The organism is Bacteroidota bacterium (assembly GCA_026391695.1).
Classification (GTDB): Bacteria; Bacteroidota; Bacteroidia; order Bacteroidales; family JAGONC01; genus JAPLDP01.
This window is the reverse complement of record JAPLDP010000010.1, coordinates 1-2331: the sequence shown is the minus strand read 5'-3', so window position 1 is coordinate 2331 and position 2331 is coordinate 1. Positions and strand designations below refer to the sequence as shown.

Here is a 2331-nt window from a genome sequence, read left to right as displayed (position 1 = left end):
TCCCGATGGGACTTAAAAAATCAGGGGTCGTTTATTGTTCTACCGATATTTGGTCCCTAACGGGACTGTCCTGTAGGGACAAGATATTGGTAGAAAGTAAATTACAAAATAGAATTAAGTCCCGTAGGGACGAAATAGAATTTTAACCGGACAATAGTGATTAAAGATAATACATTTTCCAATGAAAAATCTACATCCATGAGTGAAAAGAATGCGCTGATGGTTCCCGAGGAGGTGATAATGAGTAAGATCCTGGTTGTAAGAGGAGTAAAGGTGATGATCGACAGTGATCTGGCAGAACTTTATGGGGTAACTAACAAAAGGCTTAATGAGCAGGTAAAACGTAATACCAAACGCTTCCCTGAAGATTTTATGTTCCAGCTTGCCGGGCAGGAAAAGCAGGAGGTGGTCGCAATTTGCGACCACCTTATTTTCCTAATCTGTTGCACTTACTAATTGAATTTATAACCCTCTTGTTTTCCGTCAGACATCTTTATAAAAGATTAATGGCACTATACCAATAGTAGAAAGCTTCGGGTAATGTATTTTTAAGACGATCAAGCTTTGCAAATTCTTTATGAGTGATCGTTAAAGCTGCAATTTCATCAGGAGCTTTGAAACGAGCAATATCAGGAATGGAAACCTGTCCTATTGCTTTAGTAAGATAAGCGATTTTTGAAGCGCAAATAATCGCATCTTCGATTACAAAAGGCGCAATGATAAAGTTCACAATGTTATTGATGCCTTTTTGTAAAAAGTTGAATTTCTCAGATTTGTAATCCCGCTTTGTCAAAAGCAAAGCAGTTTCAAAGGCATCCTGCAAAACATCTTGATAAGTGATAGACAGATTACGGTATGCTATTTCTTCGCCGGCAACATTCAGAAAAGATTTTTTCACCTCCTGAAAATCGACTGCTTTGTCAAACAAATATGCAATATCAAATAATTGTTTGATGATCACCGCGCTTGCCGACAGTTTTAGAAATTTGCTGAATCCATGCTTCTTTGAAGGAACCGGATAATATCATTTACTGCAGATTTAAATTAAGTTGTTCAATTTTGTTTTCAAGTTCGGAGAGCTGATCCCTACGCCTGGCATAACGTCTGATTTTATTGAGATTTACATTGTATTTTTGGTAAACCGTTTGATAAATGTTATCCATTTCGTCCTGCTGGGCAGCGAAAAGATCAACATCTATTAAACAATCAATTAACAGTTTTTCGATTGCCGGAACTTTAATATTTTCAATCTCAAATAGTGGAGCTTCGCTAATCAAAGGTTTAACAATCAGCACTTCATCGTAATTAATTATATAGCGACGGAAAATTTCTTTATCGGGATTGAGAAAAACCTTTTTGCTGAAATCGCTGAGAGTATTAAAAACCGAATCGGTTGCATCTTTCTCAGTTTCTACAACAATGTAGTATCTAAAGATCTGATGTATCATGAACTCATTAAACCAACGGCTATCCCAAACACAAAAGTTGATGAATGGAAGGTCTTTTTTTACTTTATTGTAAACGCGTTTCAGGTAGGGAGACAGTTCCGGATTGTATTCTTTTTTTTTATTCAGAGAATATATTCCCCTACTAATATGAGACAGAATGCCTTTGGATTTGAGTTGATGTATCTTCCAGTTAATAGTTTTACCGGCAAGGTCAGGAAACTCCCCTTGAACAAAAGAAAATAGATCACCATAAGAAAAAATGGGATTCCCTTCAAAATGAGTATATAGTTTATTTAAGAAATCGGATGACAAGGCTTTAATTTTTTCACAAATATACAGAGCAATTTTAATATTCCAAAACAATGGCAATAATATTTACAATTTGCCAATGTTTTGATATTATACATCACAATATCAATAAATTAAAAGTTTTGGCATTTTTACTGATCAAATTCCCTGTCCTAATTTCTCAGACCACCTCAAAGAATATCCAATATCGAACATTCGAACAAGGAAGTTGAAGTAGAAGCTAAAGATGTCCTAATCTCGTGTCGAAGAGATGCAGCCCTGGGTCACAAATTTGCTTTTTCCGGATAAACCATTGAAAGCCTGCACCCGGGTGTGGAAAAAGATATCCAGCTTATACGATATCATTGATTGAACCAAGCTTATTATGATTCATTACCTGAAAGGGCCGCAGTCCGAGCCGGACAAGTATCACCCTTTGGGATAAAATGGAGATCGCAAATTGCGTCCTCCATTATTAAAGATCACTACTGTTCGGATAAAAAGAGAGGAACATACCAGTAGCCTTAGCAATATTGCGTCCCGATGGGACTTAAAAAATCAGGGGTCGTTTATTGTTCTACCGATATTTGGTCCC

General features: G+C 36.6%; 3 protein-coding genes. 1 reads left to right on the top strand and 2 read right to left on the bottom strand.

From position 1 onward, the window contains the following. The first annotated feature begins 198 nt into the window (after positions 1-198). On the top strand, positions 199-456 hold the full coding sequence (locus NT175_00200; GenBank protein ID MCX6233134.1) for an ORF6N domain-containing protein: 258 nt from the start codon (positions 199-201) through the stop codon (positions 454-456). A 37-nt stretch (positions 457-493) separates the two neighbouring features. On the opposite strand, the gene NT175_00195 is transcribed toward NT175_00200, so the two are convergent. Next, positions 494-961 carry a hypothetical protein gene (locus NT175_00195; GenBank protein ID MCX6233133.1) on the bottom strand — a complete coding sequence of 156 codons (468 nt, stop codon included), beginning with the start codon at positions 959-961 and terminating at the stop codon, positions 494-496. Positions 962-1028: 67 nt separating this feature from the next. Beyond that, positions 1029-1760 carry a hypothetical protein gene (locus NT175_00190; GenBank protein ID MCX6233132.1) on the bottom strand — a complete coding sequence of 244 codons (732 nt, stop codon included), beginning with the start codon at positions 1758-1760 and terminating at the stop codon, positions 1029-1031. Between the last annotated feature and the right edge of the window lie 571 nt (positions 1761-2331).